Here is a 23023-nt window from a genome sequence, read left to right as displayed (position 1 = left end):
GCGCTATCCTGCCCGATGATAGGGATGGCCTGCAAGGATTGTCGTTGCGCGATAAAGCTGCTCCGCCAGCATCGCGCGTGCCATCAGATGCGGCCATGTCGCTTTGCCGAAAGCGAGCAAGAGATCGGCGTTAGCGCGCTCTTCCCTGGAATGCCCGTCAGCCGCGCCGAGCACAAAGCGCGCCTCCCGCATACCGTCATCGCGCCAGCGCCCGATAATCTCGGCCAGCTCTTCAGAGGAAAGGTTTTTGCCGCGCTCATCAAGGAGCACAGTCTTGTAAGGCGTTTGCGCCTCGGGAATGCGCCCGCCGGTTTCCGGCAGCTCAGTCAGCTTGAGACCCCAGGTGATCCGCTTTTCATAGCGCCCGACAAGCTCCGCTTCAGGCGAGCGAGCAATTTTTCCACGTGCGATGATGTGAAGGAGCATTGTTTTTGGTCTTTCGCCCGCGCATCCGCGCGGGCGTCCTCGCTGCTATTCCCTCCGCTACGCTGCAGGGCAGCTGCGGTCGGGCGTTCGCCCTCTGGCCGCTTCGCGGCGCGCCAGTTGCGCTACTTCCTAACTACTTATTGCAGCATCCGGCGCATCGCCTAGCGCCCACATCCGCTCCAGATTGTAAAAGCTGCGCACTTCCGGACGGAAAAGATGCACGACCACATCGCCTGCATCGATCAGCACCCAGTCAGCGGCCGGAAGGCCTTCAACCCGCGCAGGGCCAAAGCCAGCCTGCTTGATCTTCTCGGCCAGCTTTTGCGCGATGGAGGCCACTTGCCGTGTCGAACGACCTGATGCGATCACCATGTGATCGGCAATCGAACTTTTCCCAGCGAGCGGGATCGTAACGATCTCTTGCGCCTGGTCATCATCCAATTGGCTCATGACGAGCGCATGCAGCGCGTCCGGAGACAGATCTAATGAGTTAGCGGCCATTGCGACTACCTTTGCGTTCTCGGCCGAAGCCACAGTGTTTTGCGCCTGGTTCATAGGCGGATTTTATACTCCCAAATGTGGAATCGGATGACACAAAAGCGCTGAACGCAAGATGAGGATAAGGCCAACCGTGTGAGCCTCGCCTCATGGCTCCCCCTCGCTTGAAACCAAGCGATGCGTGAGCCCGTCTCTTGCAGATTTTCCGGCATGTCTTGCGGCCCAATTCGGATCAGCGCGGCGGATCGCCGTGGCTGAGCGCGGATCAGGATCAAAACGCAAAAACACCAGTGCCGGTGCGCTCCTGTAGCCCCCGTTTCGGAAACTGGCGAGCGACATGCGATACCGCCTGAGCCAGGCCATGGCGGGGCTCGCCAAGGCATCGGCATCATAACCGGGACGTGCGATCACTGCAATCGGCATCATTGCCGCGATCCGTCGCCAGTCTTTCCACAGATGGAACTGCGCGAGATTGTCAGAGCCCATCAGCCATACAAAGTCGCGTTTGGGGTAGCGGCGCTTGAGCGCAGCAAGCGTTTCGACAGTGTAGCGCGTGCCCAATTTTCGCTCCACTGCCGTGGCTGTAATAGGGGCGCGACGCGCCATCTGCTGAGCGCTTCTGAGGCGAGCGGCGAGCGGCGCCATGCCTTTCTTCGGTTTTAAAGGATTGCCGGGCGAGACCAGCCACCAGGCCTCATCAAGGCCGAGCGCATCAATCGCAAAGCGCGTGATGCGGCGATGCCCGCCATGCGCAGGATTGAAACTGCCGCCAAGAAGTCCGGTAAGCTGAGCCATATGAGGCGCTTACGGGCGCGCTTGCCCGCTGCCGCGCACTTGCCATTTGTAAGTGGTAAGCCCTTCGAGCGCGACCGGTCCGCGTGCATGCAAGCGGCCGGTAGCGATGCCGATCTCCGCGCCCAAACCAAACTCGCCGCCATCAGCATATTGTGTCGAGGCATTGTGCATGACGATGGCGGAATCCACTTGAGCGAGGAACCGCTCTGCTGCCGTTTCATCGGACGTGACGATGGCCTCGGTATGGCCTGAGGAATGCCGCGCGATATGCGCCATCGCATCTTCAACGCCGTCCACCATGGCGGCAGACACAACCGCTTCGAGATATTCGGTATCCCAGTCATTGTCGCTGGCAGGTGTCACTCGCGTTTCGAGCGCTTGAACGCGCGCGTCCCCGCGCACTTCGCAGCCTGCATCGATGAGTGCCGCGACCACGCTCGCCGCCTCGGGAAAGCACGTATCGAGCAGCAGTGTCTCCATCGCGCCGCAAATGCCTGTGCGCCGCATTTTCGCATTAAGCGCGAGATCGCGCGCCATCTGCGGGTCAGCCGCCGAATGGATATAGGTGTGACAAATACCATCAAGGTGCGCGAGCACCGGCACGCGGGCATCGTTCTGGACGCGCGCAACGAGGCTCTTGCCGCCGCGCGGGACAATCATGTCGATCTGGCCTGCCGCTGTCAGCATTGCGCCGACTGCTTCGCGGTCCTGCGTCGGCACGAGCTGCACTGCGCCTTCAGGAATCCCGCCGGCCGCAAGGCCGCGCGCCATCGCTGCGGCAATCGCGCGATTGGAATGCACCGCTTCGCTGCCGCCGCGCAGGATCGCAGCATTGCCTGAGCGTACACACAGCGCCGCTGCATCAGCGGTCACATTGGGGCGGCTTTCATAAATGATCCCGATCGTACCGATAGGAATGCGTACCCGTGCCAGCTTCAAGCCATTGGGTCGCTCGCTCTGATCAATCACATCGCCCACCGGATCGGCGAGCTGCGCGACAGCTTCGACCGCGCTTGCAATCCCTTCCAACCGCGCTTCGTCCAGTTTCAAGCGGTCGAGCATGGCAGACGTCAGACCGTTGGCTTCGCCTGCTGCCATGTCCTGCGCGTTGGCGGCCAGAATTGCGCTTTCGTCTTCACGCACGGCCTCCGCCGCTTTCATCAGCGCGGCTTGCTTGGCCTCGCTCGGCATGGTTGCGAGCACACGCTGCGCGCTACGCGCTGAGGTTGCGAGATCGGCGATAGTCGCCGCCGGATCGGAGCTAAGATTCGCTGCACTGGCCATAACACCGGCCCGCATAGCAGCCTCCTGCCAAGCTGTCAGTCCTGGATGAAAAGTGCCCTGAATCTTTTCGATATGCTTGGTGATTCTGCTTGCATTAGAGTGAAGATTTGCAGGCGATCTGTTTACCAAGCATGCGCTTTTCACAACTCACCGCATCATGTGCGCATCTCACCCCGCGCATTAATACTTTATATGGCCCTAACGGCTAGGCCCGCTATACCGCGTCCACAGATCAAAAATGATCGCCGTCAATGAGGGTTCGCTTTGTTCAGAAACGCAAAAGCTAACGGTTGGTTGGACCGTGTGCGTTCCTGGTTCCCGGATCGCGAGTTTTTTATGCGCTCGCAGGGACATGTTCGCTTTATCAAAGTGTCGTCGCGTGTGCAGATGGCTGCCGCCGCGGTGGTGCTCGGCTTGCTGATCGGCTGGGCGCTGTCGCTCGGCGCGATGGCGTGGACCAAGTATCAGGCTGAAGCGAACCGGCTGTCGCTGCTGGAGCGTGAGGCCAAGGTTGCTACGGCAGAGGAGCGTCGCGCAGCTTACGGCGAAAACCTGCAGGCAGTTGCCGACGATCTTCAACGCCGTCAGGAATTTCTGGAAGGCATCACGGATGCTTTACCGGTCGATGCGCTGGAAAAGGGCACTGTCACTGATTCATCGGGTGAAGCTGCCGAGATGATCGAGAAGGTCGGTGCTTCTTTCCCAGAAGCCGTTGGCCTCGCAACCATTGAAGCCCGCCAGATCGCATTCGTCGAGCGCTTGACCAAGTTTGCCGACCAACGCTCGGCGCGCGCTGCAAAAGGCATCCAGAAACTCGGTCTCGATCCCAAAGCAATCGTAAGCCGCGCTGAACGCGATGCGATGGGTGGTCCGCTGGAATTGCTTTCAACCTCTGCTGACGGCTCGATTGACCCGCGTTTCGAGCGCTTGGGCCTTAGCCTTGCGCGGATGACTGCGCTAGAAAACGGTTTGGACGGCTTGCCCCAAGTCATGCCGACAAGCGCTCAGCAAACAACCATTTCCTCGGGCTTTGGCCCGCGCCGCGATCCGTTCACGCGCCGCGCAGCCATGCATCGCGGGCTCGACTTCAAAGGGCCAACCGGTTCTGACATCTATTCGACCGGCAAAGGCGTCGTAAGCTTTGTTGGCCACAAGGCAGGCTACGGCAAGACCGTAGAGATCCGCCATGGAAATGGCGTAATCACCCGCTATGCCCACATGTCTCGCTTCCATGCGAAAGTGGGAGACCAAGTTTCCGCTGGCGACCTGATCGGCGCCATCGGCTCAACCGGCCGTTCGACCGGGCCGCATCTCCACTTCGAGGTGCGTATCAATGACCGCGCGGTCAATCCGCGCTTCTTTCTGGAGACCGTGCCAGATGTTCTCGAAGAAGTCCGACGCCCGACAGAGCTCGCGTCCCGCTGAACCGGAGATTCCCCCTATGGCGACCCGCAACAACAACTCATCCACTTTCTCCGTGCTCGGCTCGGATGTTTCGATTCGCGGCGATGTCGAAGCGTCAGCTGATCTGCACATTGACGGCAAGGTTGAAGGCGACATCAAATGCGCGAGCCTGGTCCAGGGCGAAAGCAGCCACGTAACCGGCGGGATCGAAGCGGAAACCGCACGGCTTGCCGGCAAAGTCACTGGCTCCATCAAAGCGCGCGAATTGGTGATCCTCAAGAGCGCGCGCATCGACGGCGATGTTGCTTATGACGCGCTGACCATCGAGCAAGGCGCACAAGTGGAAGGTCGCTTCGCACACAGCACACCGCAGCGCCGCCAGAACGACGCGGTTCCTGCCAAGTCCAAAGCACCCGAAGCGAGTGCTGAGGGAAACGGTTCGGGTGATGAGCCCAAGCTAAGCCTTGCTGGCTGAGCTCAACCCTTAAACGGGCTTGTGCGAAAAGGGCGCGCCAGAAATGGCAGCGCCCTTTTTGTTTGCGCCGCCGGATCTCAGCTGTTGCCGAACACTTCCGCGCGCAGAGCCTTGCGATCAAGCTTTCCGACCAGCGTCTTGGGCAATTCGTCGCGGATAACGATGCTTTCCACCCGCTCATGCTTGCCGACATGGCCATTAAGCCATTCAGCGAGCGCTTCAACGCTATCATCGGCGCCGTCCTGCAGGGTGATGTAAGCGCGCGGCATCTCGCCGAGATAATCGTGCGGCACACCGATCACGAGCGCCTCTTTGACGGCGGCATGTTCCAACAGGACATCTTCAACCTGGCTCGGGAAGACCTTGAAACCCCCGACCGCAATCATGTCCTTGATCCGGTCAACGATCTCAAGGAAGCCATCTTCATCCAATGTCGCGACATCGCCCGTGCGCAAATAGGCCTTGTTGCCGCGCGTAACGAAGGTTGCGTCCGAAGCATCGGGCCTGTTCCAGTACCCACGCATGATCTGCGGGCCGTGAACAGCGAGCTCTCCAGGCTCGCCCTCGGGCGCAAGAGTGTTCGGATCTTCCTTGTCGAGGAACACGACTTCAGTGCCGGCCACCAGCTGCCCGATCGTGCCTTTTTTGCGCATGCCCGCGTAAGGATTGACGGAAACCACCCCGGAGCTCTCCGTCAAGCCATAGCCTTCGACAACGCGAACGCCGGTGACTTCTTCGAACTTCGAATGCACGGGAGCAGGCATCGGCGCGCCGCCCGAGATGCAAACCTTCAAAGAGGAAAGATCAGTCTTCGCCAGATCGGGATGATCGAGCAGAGCCTGAAACATAGTCGGCACACCGGGGAAGCCGGTTGCCCTGTATTTGGCGATTGTCTTCAATACCTGGCCCGCATCAAAACGCGGCAACATCGCAATTGATGCCCCTGTCGCAACCGCGTGATTCAAGAGGCTGGTGTTCGCGAATACATGGAAGAAGGGAAGCGCGCCCATGAAGACTTCCTTGTACGCATCGCCAAACGGATTGATCGCGGCGACCTGCTGCGCGTTCACGGAGAGTTGGTCATGCCCGAGCATCGCGCCTTTTGGCCGCCCCGTTGTGCCGCCGGTATATTGGAGCAGCGCCAGATCTTCATGCGACACATCGGGCAAGTCCGCTGTGGGATCAAAGCTGATGTCCGACCACGCGCGAATACTGTCCGACCAGCCGACCTTGGCGATCTTGCTGCGCCCAAGCAGCCGCAGAGCAAGGCTCTTCAAAGTTGGCAATTGTTCAGCAAGCGAGCCGACCACGAGTGTCTCGAGGCTCGACTCTTCCAATACCTTGCTCGCGGTGTCGTACAACTCGGGTACGTCGACGGTGACCAAGAGCTTTGTGCCGGAGTCCTCGACCTGCCATGAGAGTTCCTCAACGGTGTAGAGCGGCGAGAAGTTCACAACCACCGCGCCTGCCATCATCGCTCCGTAATAGGCTGCGGCATAGATCGGCACGTTGGGTAGGAACAGGCCGACACGGTCGCCTTTCTCGATGCCCAATTGCTTGAGGCGACGTGCGAAGATGTTCGCCTCTTTGCTGATATCCTTGTAGCTGTATGTCCGCCCCATGAAATGGAGGAACGGTGATTCCGGATTTCTCGCGACTGTTCGCGCCAGCATATCCGGCAGCGCGACAGGTTCGAACTGCGTGTCCCATGGCGTTGGGTGATGATAGGGCGCATTACTGACAGGCATGTCAGTTGAATGGCCTAGCAAGCGAGATTCTACAAGCGGTTAAGCGAGCCGCTGCGCGATTAAAATTGCGGAATGCGAGTTAAGAGCAAAGACCTCGCAAGCTCTATAAAGTCGGCGGGTTCTCGTCTTCGTCGCTGTCCTCAGCGTCTGCTTCTGGGGCTGCTTCTTCAGCCGGCTCTTCTGCAGGCGCTTCAATGAACGCCTCTTCCGGCGTCGGTGCAGCGGCCTCGTCAGCTGCTTCAGCTTCGCGCTTCTGTTCAAGCCATGCTTCGGCTTCCGCTTCTTGGGCGGCCTCGGCAGCAGCCTTGGCATTGGCTTCACGCTCAGCGCGCAGCTCTTCGATCAGCTTTTCCTTGTCGGAGCGATTGTCGATCACGACATCTTCAGCAGGCGTTTCCGCTTCCGTCACGCCAGCGCGTTTCGCAGCCTTCGCAACCACAGCGTCAAGCTCGCGCTGCGAACACAGACCGAGCGTCACAGGGTCTTTCGGCTGGATATTCTGGATGTTCCAGTGGCTCCGCTCGCGGATCGCATTGATCGTGTTGCGCGTCGTGCCGATCAGCTTGGAAATCTGTGCATCGGAAATCTCAGGGTGATTGCGCAGCAGCCATGCGATGCCATCAGGCTTATCCTGACGCTTCGACACCGGCGTGTAACGCGGGCCCTTGGTGCGAGTCACTTCAACAGGCGCCTTCTGCATCTTCAACTCGTAAGACTCATCGGCTTCGCCGCGGGCAATCTCTTCCTGTGTCAGCTCGCCGGAGTGGAGCGGATCACGGCCAGTATATTTGCTGCCAGCCAGATCGTCCGCCATCGCTTGCACTTCGAGAATGTGCAGGCCGCAAAAGTCAGCGATCTGCTCGAAGCTCAAACCAGTGTGGTCAACCAGCCAGGTGGCGGTGGCATGCGGCATCAGCGGGGTTGCCTGGGCCATGAAAATCTCCGTTGAATATAAAAGGGCCGCCCCTTGCGGAGCGGCCGTTGCGTAGAGGGAGATAGGCGAGCGAGACGGATTCGGCAAGCGCGAAGGCGGATGCCGGGCGTGTTTGCGCCCCGGATCACTCCATCGCGGTGAAACCGGGCAGGTCCTTGATGCGAGCAATCCAGGCTTCGATATGCGGGTAATTGCCGAGACCGAAGCCGCCTTCCTCCGCTACATGGGTGTAAGGAAAGAGCGCCATGTCAGCGAGCGTCGGTGCATCTCCGGCCATGAAAGCCCGGCTCTCCAGATTGTCGTTCATAAGCGCGAGTGCATCCTGTCCCGCGATGCGCTTCGCCATGATCTGAGCGCGCTGTTGGTCTGACAGGTTGGCTTCACCGACAAATCGCAGCCAAAAACGCAAAGTCGCCACGTTCGGCTCGTGATTGTACTGCTCGAAAAACATCCAGCGCAGCATGTCTGCTTGTGCGAAGCGATCGTCAGGGATCAAATGCGAACCGCTCGCGAGATACCAGCAAGCCGCGTTGCTCTCAGGCAGGAAGCGAGTCTCTTCCGCACTATCAATCTGCAAAACAGGGATGCGGCCATTGGCGTTGACCTGGTCGAGAAATTCAGGCGTTCGCGTTTCCCCCTGAATGATATCGTATTGCCGCGTTTCGAGCGGTATGCCGAGCAACGCAGCGGTCAGCTTGATCTTGTAGCAATTGCCGCTGCGAGGGTCTTCGTGAAGGATGTAGCTTTCAGTGCTCATGCTAATTTGGCGCAACCTCCAATATGATCTTGCCGATATGTTCGCCTGCCTCCATCCGCGCATGCGCCGCAGCGGCGTCCTCCAATGGAAAGCTCTGATCCATCACCGGTTTCAGCTCGCGCGAGGTGAATAGCGGCCATGCGGTCTGTGCGATCTCGTCAGCAAGCGCGGCCTTGAACGCGTCTGAACGCGGGCGCAGCGTTGAGCCCGTCAACGTCAACCGCCGCATCATGATATACGCCATGTTGAGCTCTGCCTTGGGGCCGCCCAGCACAGCGATGGTCACATGCCGCCCGTCTTCAGCAAGGCATTTGAGATTGCGCGGCACATAGTCGCCTGAAACCATATCGAGAACGACGTTTACGCCCTTCCCGCCGGTATGGTCTTTGACGACTTCGACAAAGTCCTGCTCGCGGTAATTGATCGCAAGGTCTGCGCCGACCGCGCGCGCGGCTTCGCACTTGGCGTCATCGCCGCACGTCACGATCGCTTCGATATCGAACGCCTTAGCGAGCATGATCGCCATGGTGCCAATGCCGGAAGTGCCGCCATGGATCAGCAGCCGGTCGCCTTCGGCCGCGAGCCCGCGTTCAAAGACGTTATGCCAGACAGTGAAGAGCGTTTCGGGCAGCGCTGCCGCCTCTTTCAAAGGCAGTTCTTCCGGCACATGCAAGCAATGCTGCCATGGCGCGGTGCAATATTCCGCATAGCCCCCGCCCGGTGTGAGTGCGGCGACAAATTGCCCGAGCATCTCGGATGGAGCCTCCTCGCCAACGGCGACCACCTGGCCTGAAGCTTCCAGCCCCAGAATTGGCGAAGCGCCCGGAGGCGCGGGATAATGGCCTGCGCGTTGGATGCAGTCCGGTCGGTTGACGCCTGCATAGGCAACACGGATCAACACATCCTGCGGCTTCAATTCCGGCAAAGGCGCGCGCTCCAGTGCAAGCACGTCCGGACCGCCCGCTTTTGCAAAGCCGATGGCGCGCATATCTGCAGGAAGCTCTGGATTTGCGATGGAATCGATCAATTTTGCCCCCGGAACTGGCCGCGTCTCTCGCACTGTGATGCGCCTTCGTCACAGCTTCATGCGATTTGGGGGGGACTAGCGGTGTGACGCATTGACAGCAAGCGGGCTGGCGCGCGATCTTGCACGCTGATGGATTTAGACGATCTCCCGCGCCCTAAAGGCGATGCGGCGAGCAAGCTCGCCAAGGAAGACCTCGGCCCTTATTCGCAAGACGAGCTTGATGAGCGTGTAGCTTTGCTCGAAGCCGAAATCGCGCGGGTAAAGGCGCATTATGACAAAGCGGCGGCTCGTCGCAGCGCCGCCGATGCGCTATTCAAGAAGCCGGGAACGTGATGGTTTTGCGGCCTTTGCGCAGGACTCGCAATTACAGCGAGGCTAACCATATAGCTCTGCATACAGGGAACGGTAATCTTACCGGCGCATACTTTTCCTATAGAGACGACTCGCACCTGTCCGCATAAGAACAGGACAAACAAAGAAGGCCCACATGCCAAGTTTTTCGCAACACCTTGAACGCACGCTGCACAACGCGCTCGGCCATGCCTCTGAAAGGCGGCATGAATATGCGACGCTGGAGCATCTGCTGCTCGCCCTCATCGACGATGAAGATGCAGCGCAAGTGATGGCGGCATGCGGCGTTGATCTGGCAGAGCTCGGTGAAGTCGCGAAGCAATATCTCGACCAGGAATATCAGTCCTTGAAGACTGAAGAAGGCGCTGATCCTCAGCCCACGGCAGGCTTCCAGCGCGTGATCCAGCGCGCGATCCTGCACGTGCAGTCTTCAGGCAAGGACACGGTCACAGGCGCGAATGTGCTGGTTGCCTTGTTCTCCGAGCGTGACAGCTACGCCGTCTATTTCCTGCAGCAGCAGGATATGAGCCGCTTGGATGCTGTGAGCTATATCAGCCACGGCATCGGCAAAGGCGGCCGCCAGCTTGAAGCCAAGCCTGCAGAAGGCGCTGAAGGCCCGCAAGCCGATGGTGAGCAAACCAAAGAAGGCGGCGCAAAGAAGGAAACCGCGCTCGACCAGTTCACGGTCAATCTCAACGCGAAGGCAGAAGCCGGCAAAGTCGATCCGTTGATCGGCCGCGGGCCTGAAGTCGATCGCACGATCCAGATCCTGTGCCGCCGCTCCAAGAACAACCCGCTTTACGTGGGCGATCCGGGCGTTGGTAAGACCGCGATTGCAGAAGGCCTTGCGCGCAAGATCGTCGAAGGCGAAGTGCCGGATGTGCTCCAAGATGCAGTGATCTATTCGCTCGACATGGGCGCGCTTCTGGCGGGCACGCGGTATCGCGGCGACTTTGAAGAGCGCTTGAAGCAAGTCGTGGCAGAGCTTGAGCAAATGCCTGACGCGATCCTCTTCATTGACGAGATCCACACAGTGATCGGCGCTGGCGCAACCAGTGGTGGCGCGATGGATGCGTCCAACCTTTTAAAGCCCGCGCTGTCTTCCGGCGCGATCCGCTGCGTCGGCTCGACCACTTACAAGGAATTCCGCAACCACTTCGAAAAGGACCGCGCTCTGCTGCGCCGGTTCCAGAAGATCGATGTGAACGAGCCGACGATTGAAGAGACCGTCAAAATCCTCAAAGGCCTCAAATCGGCCTTCGAAGATCACCACAAAGTCAAATATACGCTCGATGCGTTAAAGACCGCAGTGGAACTCTCCGCGCGCTACATCAATGACCGCAAGCTGCCGGACAAGGCGATCGACGTCATCGACGAGGTTGGCGCGATGCAGATGCTGGTCCCGCCAAGCCGCCGCAAGAAGAAGATTTCTGCGCGCGAGATCGAAGCAGTGATCGCAACGATGGCGCGCATCCCGCCGAAGTCAGTGAGCAAGGATGACAAGAAAGCGCTCGAAAATCTTGAGCGCGATCTGAAGCACGTTGTGTTCGGGCAAGACGAGGCGATCCATCGCCTGTCGACGGCTATGAAGCTCAGCCGTGCGGGTCTCCGCGATCCGGACAAGCCGATTGGCAGCTTCCTGTTCTCTGGCCCAACCGGTGTCGGTAAGACAGAAGTCGCGCGTCAGCTTGCGTCCATCATGGGTATTGAACTCAAGCGCTTCGACATGTCCGAATATATGGAGCGTCACAGCGTGTCGCGCCTGATCGGTGCGCCTCCGGGCTATGTCGGATACGACCAAGGCGGCCTGCTCACCGATGCGATCGATCAGAACCCGCATTGTGTGCTGCTGCTCGACGAGATCGAGAAAGCGCATCCGGACCTCTTCAACATCCTGCTGCAGGTGATGGATAATGGTCGTCTGACCGACCATCACGGCAAGACGGTCGATTTCCGCAATGTGGTCCTCATCATGACCACTAATGCGGGTGCATCTGACATGGCGCGTCAGGGTATCGGCTTTGGCGATGTTTCGAAGGCCGATGCCGGTGATGAAGCGGTGAAGAAGATGTTCACCCCTGAATTCCGCAACCGTCTCGATGCGATTGTACCGTTTGCCTATCTCGGCAAGAGTACGGTTGCGCGCGTGGTCGACAAGTTTATCCTTCAGCTTGAACTGCAGCTGGCTGAACAGAACGTCCACATCCAGTTTGATAGCGATGCCCGCAGCTGGCTCGCTGACAAAGGCTACGACAAGCTTTACGGTGCGCGTCCGATGGGGCGTCTGCTGCAAGAACGGATCAAGCAGCCACTCGCGGAAGAGCTGTTGTTCGGCAAGCTCGCTGACGGCGGCGAAGTGCATGTCAGCATCAAGGATGGCAAGCCGAACTTCGAGCTTACGCCTGCCCCGCCTAAGGCCAAACCCAAGCGCAAGCCGCCGGCCAAAAAAAAGCCTGCGGCCAAGAAAGCACCTCCAGCTGCTTCAAGCGATGGCAATGATGCTAAGGGCGAGAGCGACAAGAGCGAAAGCTAATCGCAATTGAAACAATGAAAGGGCGCGGAGCGAGGGAAACCTTTCCCGCGCCCCCTTCGTTAGTGCGCTGATGAGCGCGCCCTTTTCCTGGATCGAACCGCATCCGAGCGGCATTCGGATTGTCCCGGCAGATGCCTGGGTCGATCCCAGCCAAGCGGTCGACACGGCGCTCGTCACGCATGGTCATGCCGACCATGCTTGCGGCGGGCATGGCGAGACTTATGCCACGCCCGAAACGCTCGCGATCATGGAGCTTCGTTATGCCACCCGCGATGGCGCGACGCCGGTCGAATATAGCGAGACAGTGCGCCTCAAGGGCGGCGTCGATGCGACCTATATCCCCGCAGGTCACGTGCTCGGGAGCGCGCAAATCCTGCTCGAGCATGCGGGCGAGCGCGTCATCATCACTGGCGACTATAAGCGGCGCGCAGATCCGACGTGTCGGCCTTTTGAAGTCATGCCGTGCGATATCTTCATTACAGAAGCGACCTTCGGACTACCGCTCTTCACCCATCCTCCGATTGAAGACGAGATCGCAAAGCTGACCAAAGCGTTGGCAGGCAATCCCGAAGCCTGTGTGCAGGTCGGCGCTTACGCGCTTGGCAAGGCGCAGCGGGTAATCGCGGAATTGCGGCGCGCGGGGCACACACAACCGATCTACCTTCACGGCGCGATGGAAAAGATGTGCCGCCTCTATGAAGAGCATGGCGTTGATCTGGGCGAGCTGCGTCTCGTGGCGGATCACGAAAAAGACGACATGCGTGGCAGCATTATTATCTCACCACCATCTGCGCTTAATGACCGTTGGTCTCGGCGTTTGCCTTCGCCCATCACTGCGATGGCCTCTGGCTGGATGCGGGTGCGCGGCCGTGCCCGTCAGCGCGGAGTAGAGCTGCCGTTGATCATTTCCGATCATGCTGACTGGAACGAACTCGCCAACACCATCGCGGAGGTCAATCCGCAGGAAACGTGGATCACTCATGGCCGCGAAGATGCCTTGCTGCGCTGGTGCGAGTTGACGCAGCAGAAGGCACGTGCGCTTGCCATGGTCGGCCGCGAGGAAGAGGACGAGTAAGTGGAGGAATTTGCCAAACTCCTCGACGCGCTCGTCTACACCACCAGCCGCAACCGCAAGCTGCAGCTGATCGCGGACTATTTGCGCGCAACGCCTGACCCGGATCGTGGCTGGGCTCTCGGCGGCCTGACAAGTTCGCTCGATTTTCCTGCGGTCAAAAGCTCGACCATTCGTAATCTGATGAAAGAACGGGTTGACCCCGTGCTCTGGACCCTCAGTCGCGATTTTGTCGGAGACACGGCAGAGACAGCGAGCCTTCTGTGGCCGGAACCCCTTGATAGCGACATTGGGGTCACTCCGTCAGTCAGCGAAGTTGTCGATTTGCTGAGCGCAATGACGCGCAATTCCGTGATGAGCGAGTTGCCTAAACTGCTCGACCGGCTCGACATTGCAGGGCGGTTCGCGCTGATCAAGCTCGCCACAGGCGGCATGCGCGTGGGCGTATCCGCGCGGCTTGCGAAGACTGCGTTTGCGCAGGCCTTTGATGTCGATGTGGAAGAGGTCGAGGAATATTGGCACGCACTGGATCCGCCCTACGCCGAGCTCTTCGCATGGGCCGCTGATGGCGCCGACCCACCAGACACAGAGAACCGCCCGCTCTTCCGGCCCTTCATGCTGGCCCATCCTCTGGAGGATACCCGGGTTGATCTCAAGGATTATGCAGCGGAATGGAAGTGGGATGGCATCCGCGTGCAGCTCGTCCATGCGGGCGGCGTGACACGCCTCTACTCGCGTTCGGGCGATGATATCAGCCGCGCATTTCCGGAATTGCTTGATGCGCTGACCATTCCCGCCGTGCTTGATGGCGAACTGCTGGTGCGCGGCAGCACGCAAGGCGGCGAAGCAGGAGGGGCAGCTAGTTTCAACGCGCTGCAGCAACGCTTGGGTCGCAAGACAGTCAGCAAGAAAATGCTCAGCGAGCTACCTGCCTTCTTGCGCCTCTATGATGCGCTGATCCTGGAAGGCGATGACCTGCGCGAGAAGGCCTGGGAGCATCGCCGCGATGAGCTGGAACGCTTCCACCCTCGCCTGCCGGATACGCATTTCGATCTGTCGCAATTGGTCGAAGCGCGCGATTTCGATCATCTGGCTGAGATCCGGGAAGGCGCCCGCGATGATGCGATTGAAGGGCTCATGCTCAAGCGCCGAGATGCGCCCTATGTTGCAGGACGCAAGGCAAACCTCTGGTACAAATGGAAGCGCGATCCGTTGCTGATCGATGCTGTGCTGATGTATGCGCAGCGCGGGAGCGGCAAACGCTCGAGCTTCTATTCCGATTACACCTTCGGTTGCTGGGATGGCGACCCGGATCAGGGAGCAGAGCTCTTGCCCGTGGGCAAAGCCTATTCAGGCTTCACCGATGCCGAACTCAAGAAACTGGATCGGTTAGTCAGACAAACAACTTTGAACCGATTTGGTCCAGTGCGCGAAGTAGAGCGAACATTGGTTTTCGAAGTGGCCTTTGACAGCGTGCATACAAGCAAGCGTCACAAGTCAGGCCTCGCCATGCGTTTTCCGCGTATTCACCGCATCCGCTGGGACAAGCCGGTGCACGAGGCAGACCGCATCGAAAGCTTGCGCACCCTTATCCGCGACTAGGAAAGCGCTTCATCCACCGCTTCGGCATGGTGCTTCGCGTTCTCGGCATAATGCGCGACGCCCATCCGCATGCCCGCAATCGCTGCATCGGACAGCTCTTTCATGGGTTTTGCGGGACGCCCTGCCCACAGCATCCGCGGCTCCATCACCTTACCTTCGGTCAGCATCGCACCTGCCGCAAGCATCGCATCAGAGCCGATCACCGATTTGTTCATAGCAATCGCGCCGAGCCCTACAAAGCCGCGATTCTCAATAGTGCAGCCATGGACCATCGCCATGTGACCGATCAGCACATCGTCTCCGATAATGAGCGGGCTGCCTTGGGGATCGCCGGGACGCGGCGGATCGCAATGGAGCACACTGCTATCCTGCACGTTGGTGCGCTCTCCGATGCGGATCTTGAAGACATCTGCGCGCAGCACGCAATTGTACCAAATTGAGCTTGCCGCGCCGATCTCAACGTCACCGATGATGGTGCAACCAGGAGCGATGAAGGCGGTTTCGTGAATCTTCGGCGTCTTGCCGTGGATCGGAATAATATTGACGCCGGGACGAGTGGTCATAGAGGAGGTTCCTTCACATAGGTCACATGGGGGCGCAGGGGATCGCCTTCGGCGACACTCGGGTGGTCAAAGTCGCGCGCACAATCGCGGGTCATGCCGAGCCGCTCCATCACCGCGCGACTCCGGTCGTTGATACTGGCTGTGATGGCAACAACGTGCTCGCCCGAGCGATGGCGGCTCAACCAGTCCAATGTCGCGCGTGCGCCTTCGGTCGCCAAGCCCTGCCCCCAACAGTCACGGGCCAGCCGCCAGCCGATTTCGAGTTCTCCGTCGATAGGTTCGATGCGCCCGCGCTGGACCCCGATGAAACCAAGCACGCGACCATCCGAACGCCGCTCGGCCGCCCACATGCAATGGCCGTCGCTCGCAGCGCGTTCCTGGAGCCGATTGATAAGGGCGAGGCTTTCTTCGAAGCTCATGAGCGGGCCCAAGGTCGCCATGACCTCTGGATCAGAACCCAGCCGGTGGAAGTCCTCGGCATCGCCCTCACGCCAGTCGCGCAAGATCAGACGCTCGGTTTCAAGACGGAAATCGCTCACGGAGCTTATGCTCCAAGGAGCTTGGCGGCTACCGGCGCGTGATAGGTCAGGACGCCGGAACAGCCCGCGCGCTTGAATGCAATCAGCTTTTCCATAAGCAGGGCGTCGCGGTCACCAATACCCTCGCGCGCGCCTATCTCGATCAACGCATATTCGCCGGACACCTGATAGGCGAAGACCGGCACTTCAAAGCGCTGTTTCACGCTCTGGATGATGTCGAGATAGGCTAGCCCCGGTTTGACCATCACGCTGTCCGCGCCTTCCGCGAGATCCAGCGCCACTTCGCGCAGAGCCTCTTCCGCATTGGCGGGGTCCATCTGGTAGGTCTTCTTGTCTCCTTTGAGCAGCCCGCCACTGCCAACCGCGTCGCGAAACGGGCCGTAAAATGCGCTCGCATATTTCGCCGCATAGCTCATGATCTGGACGTTTGGTTGGCTGTTCATTTCCAGCGCGATACGGATCGCATGAACGCGGCCGTCCATCATGTCGGAGGGGGCAATGATGTCAGCACCCGCCTCGGCCTGATTGAGCGCCTGATCGACCAGCACAGCAACCGTCTCGTCATTGACGACATAGCCCGCATCATTGACGAGACCGTCTTGTCCATGCGCCGTATACGGGTCGAGCGCGACATCGGTCAGCACGCCCAAGTCCTCGCCGCAAGTATCCTTCACCGCTTTGATCGCGCGGCACATCAGATTGTCCGGATTGAGCGCCTCCGCCCCGTCGTCTGACCGCTTGTCTGGCGGCGTATTGGGGAACAGCGCGATCACCGGAATACCGAGACGCACAGCCTCTTTCGCCCGCGCGACAATCCCGTCGACTGACCAGCGCGACACACCGGGCAGCGTTGCGATGGGCTCTTCGACGTCCTCACCCGATGTCACGAACATGGGCCAGATCAAGTCTGATGGTGTGAGCTGTGTCTCGCGGTGGAGATTCCGGCTCCAGGCGCTCGCTCTGGTGCGGCGCATGCGCATATTTGGATAGGATCCCGTCATGGGCGCGAGTGTTGCCGCAAATTGCGCGCAACTGCAAATGCTTGTGGCTTGCCCTCGGCCGCGCAACGCCAGATCAGATCACTGCGTCAGGATCGCTGAGCTTCTCGATCTCGCGCGCTGGCTCTTCACTTTCACTTGGCAGCTTTGTCAGATCTTCTTGAGCAGCACCAACCGGCACAGTCTTCAGCCGGCGCAAAGCTGCTTGGAAATCCATCAACTCTCGTCCGGAAAGCTGCGCGCGGGTCACAAACTTGACGGTACGCGGATCGATATGGCGATTGCCGCGATACATCTCGTAATGGAGGTGCGGTCCGGTTGAGAGGCCAGTCGAACCAACATAGCCAATCACTTGGCCCCGCTTGACGGTCTGGCCGCGCCGCACCGACATCCGGCTCATATGGCAATAGCGCGTCGAGAGATTGCCGGCGTGCTTGAGCCTTACCGCGATACCGCATCCACCCGCGCGGCCGGCTGACGTCACGGTGCCATCTGTCACAGCGACTATCGGTGTGCCGTGTCGTGCCCGGAAGTCGATTCCGGCGTGCATCCGGCGATAGCCCAAGACCGGGTGGCGGCGCATGCCGTAGCCCGAACTGATCCGGCCGGGCACGGGCGCAACCAGACCGCTGCGTTGCTCTCCGACGCCCGATGCTTCGTAAAAGCGGCCTTCCTTGCCCCAGCGCATCAGCTGCGTTTTGGGCTCGCCACCACGGTCGATACCGGCATAGAGCAGTTCGCCAGCTTGACGCTCGCCCGTGGCAGCACGGCGATAGGCGATGATCATGTCAAACTCGTCAGTCGCTGCGACACTCCGATTGAGGTCGACTTGATCATCGAGCGTGCGAATGAAGGCCTGGACCGCATTGGCTGGAGCGCCAGCCGCGCGCATCGAGCGGTAAAGGCTAGATCCCACGACACCGCGAATACGCAGGGGTGTGTCATCCACGCGGATGACATTGCGGGTGAGCGACAGGTTCTGGTCGTTGCGATCGACAATCAGTTCCAGATCGAAGCGGGCGCGGAAACTGAGCTGGTCCAGCGGACGCGGCGCGCCCGGCTCAGGCCGACGACCCAATACAATGTCGACTTGCGTGCCGGCTTTGAGCTCTTCCAGTGGAATGGCTCCCGCCACCAGCTGTGCAATCCGATCGGCATCGCCACGACCAACACCCGCACGCTGCAATGTGCTTGCCATGCTATCGCCGCTGGTCAGCGTTGTGACGACATTGATCTGGGGGCGTTCCGGCGCCGCAGCAAGCGGTATAACCGTCGCGGCCGGCTTGGCTATGGTCCCTGTGCTTGCCCCCAAAGCGAGCGGGGCTATTGCCTGATGCTCGAATTCAGCCTGCATGGAGTCATCAATTTCCATCGCAGGCATGGCTTCAAGCGGCGTGAGGTTTGGCCAGAAGGCAAGCGCAATCGCTCCAAGGCCCAGCATGGTGCCGAGGCCTCTGAACCAGCGACCGCTGCCAATGTTCGAAGCAAGGTCCGGCGCGAGATCAGCATTCGACAGGCGATGTGAAGCATTGTCGCGCCATGCATCGAAGCGGTCACGCAGGCCTTTGGCGCGCGCGAGCTTGAGCTTCACAGCTGGCGCGTGCGCTGCTTCGCGGCGATCTGCAGATTGTGTCGCGTCAAGATTGGGATCGCTGCTTGCGACCACGGCTCTTACTCCCATGCGCCCGACTTGTTGTGGCTCTCTGACGGAAAATCTGGCGCAATCAAAGTAAATTTGAGCTTAAGCTGCGACCGGGCGATTCCCATAAGCGACAAAGCGTTCTGAAGCTACGCCGGCTGAGACCGCGCTCAATACGTCATGACATTGATGGGCATATCGCTGCCTTCAAGGATCGCTCACAGTTGCCGGGCGTTATACCCGCTGGCAAGTAACGAGATACATGAGCGACGGCGCGATCAAAGCGGTCCTCGGACCCACCAATACCGGCAAGACGCATTTGGCTATCGAGCGGATGTGCGGCCATTCCAGCGGAGCGATCGGCTTTCCGCTGCGGCTGCTGGCGCGCGAAGTTTACGACCGGGTGCGGGCGATCAAAGGTGACAATCAGGTCGCCTTGATTACCGGTGAAGAGCGCATCGAGCCGCCCGATGCGCGCTATTTCCTGTGCACCGCCGAAGCGATGCCGAGGCACAAGGACTATGCATTTGTCGCGCTGGATGAAGCGCAGCTCGCGGCCGATCCGGAGCGCGGGCATATTTTTACAGACCGAATGCTACATGCGCGGGGCCGACAGGAGACCATGCTGCTTGGCTCCGCGACGCTTGAGCCCATTGTGAAATCCCTGTTTCCCAAAGCAGAGATGATCGGGCGGCCACGTTTCTCGACGCTGCGCTGTACTGGCGGAACGAAACTGTCGCGCCTTCCCCCTCGCAGCGCGGTCGTCGCCTTCTCGGCCGAGCAAGTCTACGCCATGGCGGAGATGCTGCGCCGGTTTCGCGGCGGCGCAGCGGTTGTGATGGGGGCGCTTTCACCGGAAACGCGTAACAAGCAGGTCGAATTGTTCCAAAACGGTGAAGTTGATTACATCGTTGCCACCGATGCGATTGGCATGGGCCTTAACCTCGATTTGCGTCACGTCGCCTTTGCCGCGCTCACCAAATTCGATGGGAAGCGCAAGCGCCGCCTCACACCCGCTGAAATGGCACAGATCGCCGGGCGCGCGGGACGGCATCAACGCGATGGAACATTTGGCACACTCACCGGCATGCGCGGCGATCGCGGAGTGCTCAACGAGCTGACCGAAGAAGAGGTCTATGCGATTGAAGAACACCGCTTCCAGCCGCTGAGCCACGTCTTCTGGCGTGAAGCCGAGCCGCGCTTTGACAGCCTCGGGGCTCTCATCGTGCATCTTGAATCTCCGCCGCCTGAAGCAATGCTGCGCGCCGCACCGCAAGCGATTGATCTGGCCGTTCTGAAAAATCTCGCCAGCACTTCGCTTGGCGATAGCGTCAAAGGCTCCGGCAACGTCCGACGCTTCTGGGAGGTGTGCCAGCTGCCCGACTTCCGCAGTATTGGCGCGGACAACCACGCACGCTTCGTTGCGCGGCTGTGGCAGGATTTGAGCCAGGGTTATCTCGGCGCGGATTATGTCGCTGCCAGGATAGCTGAGCTCGACCGGACACAGGGCGATATCGACACATTGCAAGGCCGCATCGCTGCCATTCGCAGTTGGGCCTATATCTGCCAGCGACCTGATTGGGTGCTCGCCCGCGATGAAATGGCTGCGCGCGCAAGGGGGGTGGAAGCAAGGCTGTCTGATGCGCTACATGCAAGGTTGACGGAGCGCTTTGTCAATCGAAGGACGACCATACTGATGAAATCGCTGGGCCAGGACGGAGCGCAATTGCCGGTTGAGCTGAGCGCGAGCGGCCAGATCACTGTCGAAGGCGAGACCATCGGTCAGCTCGACGGGTTTCGTTTCTCAGTCGATCCCGATGTCAACGCCAGTGATCGCAAGATGTTGCTTGCAGCAGGTGAGAAAGCTCTGCCGGGACTGCTCACGCAGCGAGCGGACTGGCTTCTTGCGGAGGGTCTCAGCGAGCTGGTGATCGCGAAGGGCGCGATCCAGTGGCAAGGCCGTTCACTTGCGACCATCACGATGCCGGATGATCTCGGCACGCCGCGCCTGGACTTCAGCCGCGATGTGACAATGCTGCCGGATGCGGCTCGCGCCAGGTTGGAAGCTGGTCTACAGCAATGGCTCGCGCCGCAATTGGAAACGCTGGCGCCTTTGCGCAAGCTTGCAGAAGCAGCGCGCGACCCGGAGGCAGGCTCGGAGGCACGAGCGCTTCTTTACACGCTGATTGCGCGCAACGGCTTGGTGGCGCGAGAGAAGGCCGGGTTGCAACACCTGCCTAAAGAGCTGCGGCCATTTCTGCGAAAGCTCGGCGTAACTTTCGGCGCGCTCGACGTGTTTGCGCCTGCTCTGTTGAAGCCCGCTCCGCGTCAATTGCTCCATGCGCTGGGGCTCGACACGCGGCCATGTCAGGAGGCCATGTTGCCTGTGCTGAGCGGCGATCAAATAGCCAAGGGTCAACTACCCGCCGGCTACCGTCATGCAGGCTCGCAAGCCATCCGTGTCGACTTGGCCGAGAAGATTTTGCGCGCAGCTTTCCAGGCACGCGCCAAGGCGGGAAATGCCCGCAATGTGCGCTTTGTGATCGATGAAGCGCTTGGCGTATCGATCGGATTGGAAGCAGCGAACCTGCATCGCTTGCTCGGAGGCGCGGGCTTCCGGTTGCATCGGGCACCTGTCTTGGCCGAGGGTGCATTCGGTCCACCCGCTCCCGATCAATGGACCTGGCGGCCGCGAAGGCCAGGCCCTCGTCGTGAGGAGCGACGCTCAGGCGGCAGGAGCGGCGAGAAAGATGCGAAACAGCATCGTGGGAAACGCGGCAAGGGCGTGCGCCAACACTCGAACAAAAGCCCTCGCCCACAGCATGACAGCGGTCCGGCACGCGCCGGCGGTGCGTTTGACGGATTGGCGGACTTGCTCAAGCCATGAGCGACAGCCTGCGGCTCGACAAGTTCCTCGTCTATTGCCGGTTCGCTCGCACCCGCTCACGTGCGCAAGCAATGATCGAAGCGGGAGCAATGCGCCTCAATGGTGGACGCGTCACACGCGCTCATACTTCCGTTACGCTGGGCGATGTTCTCACGCTGATACAGGCCGACGAAGTCCGGATCATTGAAATCGAGGCCTTGCCGCAGCGCCGCGGTGCACCTGCAAGAGCACGTTCTCATTATCGCGAGCTTGACCGCGCGGGATAAACACGGATAGCAGCAGGGAAAGCCAATAAGGGAATTCGCTCCATGACTTATGTCGTCACCGACGCCTGTATCAAATGCAAATACACAGACTGCGTTGAAGTGTGTCCGGTCGATTGCTTCTATGAAGGCGAGAACATGCTGGTGATCAATCCCAGTGAGTGCATCGACTGCGGGGTTTGCGAGCCCGAATGCCCGGCCGAGGCAATCCTGCCCGACACCGAAGACGGTCTAGAGAAATGGCTGGAGATCAACACAAAGTATTCTGCCGAGTGGCCGAACATCACCAGCCAAAAAGAACCACCTGCAGATGCCGACGAGCATAAGGGCGAAGAAGGCAAGTTCGAGAAGTACTTCACTGAAGAGCCGGGCGAAGGCGACTGATTGTGCTCGGTGAGGTGCATTTTGCACCTTTAGGGTTGCGACCTCTTCCTCACTACCTCGCTGAGCCAACACTGCTTTCGAGCGGTGCATTTCATTATGCCACTCATGACTCGCAATTTTGTTGCGATTGTGTTATATAATCGATCAAGCGCGCCGGTTTGGTCCCGGCAAACGCGAGACATGAAAGGCTAAAGACCAGCAGCAACCAGATCTAGACGCGTGAACGAGCCTGTTCTTGCAGGCCCGAAAAGCGGGTTTGACTGTTTTGCTTCTGGCCGGGTCACTAGGAAGGAATGAGCATGGCCAGCAAGGCTCCTGCATTCACCGTTGGCGACTATGTCGTCTACCCAAAGCATGGCGTAGGCCGTGTTATCGAGCTTCAGAATGAAGAAATCGCCGGCATGGAGCTTGAGCTCTATGTGCTGCGCTTCGAGAAAGAACGCATGACACTTCGTGTGCCCACCAACAAGGTGGAAGCGATCGGCATGCGCAAGCTTTCCAGCGACAAGACGCTAAAGGAAGCGATGGACACGCTCAAAGGCAAGCCTAAGGTCAAGCGCACCATGTGGAGCCGCCGTGCCCAGGAATATGAAGCGAAGATCAACTCAGGTGAGATCGTCCTCATCGCTGAAGTGACCCGCGACCTGTTCCGTCCGGAAGACCAGCCGGAGCAAAGCTATTCCGAGCGTCAAATCTTTGAAGCCGCTTCCAGCCGCTTGGCCCGCGAACTGGCTGCGATGGAAGAAACCGACGAGGCAACGGCGCTTGAGAAAATTCTCGATGTGCTGCGCAAGCACGCGCCGCAATATTACGATAATCCGGATGAGGATGAATCGTAAGCCTC

At 59.7% G+C, this 23023-nt stretch carries 22 protein-coding genes; 10 read left to right on the top strand and 12 right to left on the bottom strand.

Annotation, left to right across the window (positions count from 1 at the left end; all coding sequences use genetic code 11):
- Positions 1-3: 3 nt before the first annotated feature.
- The 4 genes from HUO12_RS11090 to HUO12_RS11075 all read right to left on the bottom strand — a co-directional run bounded on the left by HUO12_RS11090 (position 4) and on the right by HUO12_RS11075 (position 3003).
- A complete protein-coding gene (locus HUO12_RS11090; RefSeq protein WP_176273658.1) occupies positions 4-426 on the bottom strand; it encodes a 23S rRNA (pseudouridine(1915)-N(3))-methyltransferase RlmH in 423 nt (140 codons plus the stop codon).
- 129 nt (positions 427-555) lie between these two features.
- Positions 556-927: a ribosome silencing factor gene (rsfS, locus tag HUO12_RS11085; protein WP_176274430.1), complete on the bottom strand. Its 372-nt coding sequence runs from the start codon at positions 925-927 to the stop codon at positions 556-558.
- A 144-nt stretch (positions 928-1071) separates the two neighbouring features.
- Positions 1072-1719: a nicotinate-nucleotide adenylyltransferase gene (locus HUO12_RS11080; RefSeq protein WP_176273657.1), complete on the bottom strand. Its 648-nt coding sequence runs from the start codon at positions 1717-1719 to the stop codon at positions 1072-1074.
- A gap of 9 nt (positions 1720-1728) precedes the next feature.
- Positions 1729-3003 (bottom strand): glutamate-5-semialdehyde dehydrogenase, encoded by a 1275-nt coding sequence (locus HUO12_RS11075; RefSeq protein WP_232367379.1) that lies wholly within the window; start codon positions 3001-3003, stop codon positions 1729-1731.
- Positions 3004-3390: 387 nt separating this feature from the next.
- On the opposite strand from HUO12_RS11075, the gene HUO12_RS11070 reads away from it, so the two are divergent.
- The gene (locus HUO12_RS11070) at positions 3391-4428 is read left to right on the top strand and encodes a M23 family metallopeptidase (RefSeq protein WP_332310407.1); all 1038 of its coding nucleotides are present in this window, start codon (positions 3391-3393) and stop codon (positions 4426-4428) included.
- A 16-nt stretch (positions 4429-4444) separates the two neighbouring features.
- Positions 4445-4882 carry a bactofilin family protein gene (locus tag HUO12_RS11065; protein ID WP_176273655.1) on the top strand — a complete coding sequence of 146 codons (438 nt, stop codon included), beginning with the start codon at positions 4445-4447 and terminating at the stop codon, positions 4880-4882.
- Positions 4883-4959: 77 nt separating this feature from the next.
- Here HUO12_RS11065 and HUO12_RS11060 read toward each other — a convergent pair whose 3' ends face one another.
- The 4 genes from HUO12_RS11060 to HUO12_RS11045 all read right to left on the bottom strand — a co-directional run bounded on the left by HUO12_RS11060 (position 4960) and on the right by HUO12_RS11045 (position 9309).
- Positions 4960-6630: an AMP-binding protein gene (locus HUO12_RS11060; protein WP_176273654.1), complete on the bottom strand. Its 1671-nt coding sequence runs from the start codon at positions 6628-6630 to the stop codon at positions 4960-4962.
- 103 nt (positions 6631-6733) lie between these two features.
- The gene (locus HUO12_RS11055) at positions 6734-7564 is read right to left on the bottom strand and encodes a DUF1013 domain-containing protein (protein ID WP_176273653.1); all 831 of its coding nucleotides are present in this window, start codon (positions 7562-7564) and stop codon (positions 6734-6736) included.
- A 124-nt stretch (positions 7565-7688) separates the two neighbouring features.
- A complete protein-coding gene (locus HUO12_RS11050; protein WP_176273652.1) occupies positions 7689-8321 on the bottom strand; it encodes a glutathione S-transferase family protein in 633 nt (210 codons plus the stop codon).
- Between the two features lies 1 nt (position 8322).
- A complete protein-coding gene (locus HUO12_RS11045) occupies positions 8323-9309 on the bottom strand; it encodes an NAD(P)H-quinone oxidoreductase (protein ID WP_176274428.1) in 987 nt (328 codons plus the stop codon).
- 168 nt (positions 9310-9477) lie between these two features.
- Between HUO12_RS11045 and HUO12_RS11040 the strand changes: the two genes are divergently transcribed.
- The 4 genes from HUO12_RS11040 to HUO12_RS11025 all read left to right on the top strand — a co-directional run bounded on the left by HUO12_RS11040 (position 9478) and on the right by HUO12_RS11025 (position 14906).
- Positions 9478-9681 carry a DUF1192 domain-containing protein gene (locus HUO12_RS11040; protein WP_176273651.1) on the top strand — a complete coding sequence of 68 codons (204 nt, stop codon included), beginning with the start codon at positions 9478-9480 and terminating at the stop codon, positions 9679-9681.
- A 154-nt stretch (positions 9682-9835) separates the two neighbouring features.
- Entirely contained in the window at positions 9836-12232 is a 2397-nt protein-coding gene (gene clpA, locus HUO12_RS11035) for an ATP-dependent Clp protease ATP-binding subunit ClpA (RefSeq protein WP_176273650.1), read from the top strand.
- A 70-nt stretch (positions 12233-12302) separates the two neighbouring features.
- Positions 12303-13307 carry a ligase-associated DNA damage response exonuclease gene (locus HUO12_RS11030; RefSeq protein WP_176273649.1) on the top strand — a complete coding sequence of 335 codons (1005 nt, stop codon included), beginning with the start codon at positions 12303-12305 and terminating at the stop codon, positions 13305-13307.
- Positions 13308-14906: a cisplatin damage response ATP-dependent DNA ligase gene (locus tag HUO12_RS11025; protein ID WP_176273648.1), complete on the top strand. Its 1599-nt coding sequence runs from the start codon at positions 13308-13310 to the stop codon at positions 14904-14906.
- Here HUO12_RS11025 and HUO12_RS11020 read toward each other — a convergent pair.
- The 4 genes from HUO12_RS11020 to HUO12_RS11005 all read right to left on the bottom strand — a co-directional run bounded on the left by HUO12_RS11020 (position 14903) and on the right by HUO12_RS11005 (position 18672).
- Complete coding sequence (locus tag HUO12_RS11020; protein WP_176273647.1) at positions 14903-15469, bottom strand: gamma carbonic anhydrase family protein; 567 nt, start codon at positions 15467-15469, stop codon at positions 14903-14905. The genes HUO12_RS11025 and HUO12_RS11020 overlap by 4 nt on opposite strands.
- A complete protein-coding gene (locus HUO12_RS11015; protein ID WP_332310406.1) occupies positions 15466-16008 on the bottom strand; it encodes a GNAT family N-acetyltransferase in 543 nt (180 codons plus the stop codon). The genes HUO12_RS11020 and HUO12_RS11015 overlap by 4 nt, the downstream gene beginning before the upstream one ends.
- 5 nt (positions 16009-16013) lie before the next feature.
- Entirely contained in the window at positions 16014-17009 is a 996-nt protein-coding gene (hemB, locus tag HUO12_RS11010) for a porphobilinogen synthase (protein WP_176273646.1), read from the bottom strand.
- 73 nt (positions 17010-17082) lie between these two features.
- Positions 17083-18672 (bottom strand): peptidoglycan DD-metalloendopeptidase family protein, encoded by a 1590-nt coding sequence (locus HUO12_RS11005; RefSeq protein WP_332310405.1) that lies wholly within the window; start codon positions 18670-18672, stop codon positions 17083-17085.
- A 235-nt stretch (positions 18673-18907) separates the two neighbouring features.
- On the opposite strand from HUO12_RS11005, the gene HUO12_RS11000 reads away from it, so the two are divergent.
- The 4 genes from HUO12_RS11000 to HUO12_RS10985 all read left to right on the top strand — a co-directional run bounded on the left by HUO12_RS11000 (position 18908) and on the right by HUO12_RS10985 (position 23018).
- Positions 18908-21532, top strand: coding sequence for a helicase-related protein (locus tag HUO12_RS11000; RefSeq protein ID WP_176273644.1), 2625 nt, complete (start codon positions 18908-18910; stop codon positions 21530-21532).
- On the top strand, positions 21529-21798 hold the full coding sequence (locus tag HUO12_RS10995) for a S4 domain-containing protein (RefSeq protein ID WP_332310404.1): 270 nt from the start codon (positions 21529-21531) through the stop codon (positions 21796-21798). Before HUO12_RS11000 ends, HUO12_RS10995 begins: the two co-directional genes overlap by 4 nt.
- Positions 21799-21840: 42 nt before the next feature.
- Positions 21841-22179, top strand: coding sequence for a ferredoxin FdxA (fdxA, locus tag HUO12_RS10990; RefSeq protein ID WP_176273643.1), 339 nt, complete (start codon positions 21841-21843; stop codon positions 22177-22179).
- 299 nt (positions 22180-22478) lie between these two features.
- Complete coding sequence (locus tag HUO12_RS10985; RefSeq protein ID WP_176273642.1) at positions 22479-23018, top strand: CarD family transcriptional regulator; 540 nt, start codon at positions 22479-22481, stop codon at positions 23016-23018.
- The last annotated feature ends 5 nt before the right edge of the window (positions 23019-23023 follow it).

Origin of the sequence: Altererythrobacter lutimaris, from assembly GCF_013371495.1 — a bacterium.
Taxonomy (GTDB): domain Bacteria; phylum Pseudomonadota; class Alphaproteobacteria; order Sphingomonadales; family Sphingomonadaceae; genus Erythrobacter; species Erythrobacter lutimaris_A.
Note: the sequence above shows the minus strand (reverse complement) of the source record. Positions and strands in the feature narration are given on the sequence as shown.

Bases quoted from the DNA above. Each gene is read 5' to 3' on its own strand.
- HUO12_RS11090 (WP_176273658.1), bottom strand. From the start codon at position 426: ATGCTCCTTCACATCATCGCACGTGGAAAAATTGCTCGCTCGCCTGAA.
- rsfS (WP_176274430.1), bottom strand. From the start codon at position 927: ATGGCCGCTAACTCATTAGATCTGTCTCCGGACGCGCTGCATGCGCTC.
- HUO12_RS11080 (WP_176273657.1), bottom strand. From the start codon at position 1,719: ATGGCTCAGCTTACCGGACTTCTTGGCGGCAGTTTCAATCCTGCGCAT.
- HUO12_RS11075 (WP_232367379.1), bottom strand. From the start codon at position 3,003: ATGGCCAGTGCAGCGAATCTTAGCTCCGATCCGGCGGCGACTATCGCC.
- HUO12_RS11070 (WP_332310407.1), top strand. From the start codon at position 3,391: ATGGCTGCCGCCGCGGTGGTGCTCGGCTTGCTGATCGGCTGGGCGCTG.
- HUO12_RS11065 (WP_176273655.1), top strand. From the start codon at position 4,445: ATGGCGACCCGCAACAACAACTCATCCACTTTCTCCGTGCTCGGCTCG.
- HUO12_RS11060 (WP_176273654.1), bottom strand. From the start codon at position 6,630: ATGCCTGTCAGTAATGCGCCCTATCATCACCCAACGCCATGGGACACG.
- HUO12_RS11055 (WP_176273653.1), bottom strand. From the start codon at position 7,564: ATGGCCCAGGCAACCCCGCTGATGCCGCATGCCACCGCCACCTGGCTG.
- HUO12_RS11050 (WP_176273652.1), bottom strand. From the start codon at position 8,321: ATGAGCACTGAAAGCTACATCCTTCACGAAGACCCTCGCAGCGGCAAT.
- HUO12_RS11045 (WP_176274428.1), bottom strand. From the start codon at position 9,309: ATGCGCGCCATCGGCTTTGCAAAAGCGGGCGGTCCGGACGTGCTTGCA.
- HUO12_RS11040 (WP_176273651.1), top strand. From the start codon at position 9,478: ATGGATTTAGACGATCTCCCGCGCCCTAAAGGCGATGCGGCGAGCAAG.
- clpA (WP_176273650.1), top strand. From the start codon at position 9,836: ATGCCAAGTTTTTCGCAACACCTTGAACGCACGCTGCACAACGCGCTC.
- HUO12_RS11030 (WP_176273649.1), top strand. From the start codon at position 12,303: ATGAGCGCGCCCTTTTCCTGGATCGAACCGCATCCGAGCGGCATTCGG.
- HUO12_RS11020 (WP_176273647.1), bottom strand. From the start codon at position 15,469: ATGACCACTCGTCCCGGCGTCAATATTATTCCGATCCACGGCAAGACG.
- hemB (WP_176273646.1), bottom strand. From the start codon at position 17,009: ATGACGGGATCCTATCCAAATATGCGCATGCGCCGCACCAGAGCGAGC.
- HUO12_RS11000 (WP_176273644.1), top strand. From the start codon at position 18,908: ATGAGCGACGGCGCGATCAAAGCGGTCCTCGGACCCACCAATACCGGC.
- HUO12_RS10995 (WP_332310404.1), top strand. From the start codon at position 21,529: ATGAGCGACAGCCTGCGGCTCGACAAGTTCCTCGTCTATTGCCGGTTC.
- fdxA (WP_176273643.1), top strand. From the start codon at position 21,841: ATGACTTATGTCGTCACCGACGCCTGTATCAAATGCAAATACACAGAC.
- HUO12_RS10985 (WP_176273642.1), top strand. From the start codon at position 22,479: ATGGCCAGCAAGGCTCCTGCATTCACCGTTGGCGACTATGTCGTCTAC.